This is a genomic window from Thalassotalea sp. G20_0 (genome assembly GCF_017744175.1).
In the GTDB taxonomy this organism is placed as follows: Bacteria; Pseudomonadota; Gammaproteobacteria; order Pseudomonadales; family Endozoicomonadaceae; genus Endozoicomonas.
On record NZ_JAGHQV010000502.1, the window covers coordinates 1 to 547 of the forward strand.

At 45.9% G+C, this 547-nt stretch carries 1 protein-coding gene; it reads right to left on the reverse strand.

Annotated elements, in window-relative coordinates:
- The coding region (locus tag J7438_RS27255) for a hypothetical protein (protein WP_209279139.1) at positions 1-547 on the reverse strand (547 nt) is incomplete at both ends.

The following is a 547-nucleotide window of genomic DNA, read 5'->3' on the forward strand; positions in this document are numbered from 1 at the left end:
ATCTCTTTCCGATAGGGTTCCAATAGTTCAAGTTCTCTATTCCCCAATATCGGAAAACGATCCAGCTCTTCCATTGCCGCTTCAAAGGTAAATTTCGGCCCTTGAATGCTCCTGGTGGAATCCTGATACCAAGGGAGTGTCGTGCTTGCAGGAGGTTGTTGCAGAGCGATGGCTGTTACTACGGGTGTTTTTGTTGCCTCAATCTGTACCAACTTTTCAGCCACTGCATGTTTAACGAACTCAGGAACAACACCCTCATTATCATTTCGGATAACCGGGCTGAGCGCCTTACACAAACTGCTAGTTAGCTGGCCGTTGCGGGCATAGTGTTCCAGAGATGACCAAACCACTGGCTTTAATGGTTTGTTGTATTTGATGATGTTGATAATTATAGAAGGTGACAGCAGAAATGTTACTTTCTCAGGCTTGGCTTTCCTGGTCTCTTTGGTTCTTGCTTTCATTTGGGCCAGTTTAGCCTCAAGCCTGATCGCATAGGGTTCCCGCTTGTCCTGAGGCTTTTCATACCATTGTTCTGTGAATTCGGTTA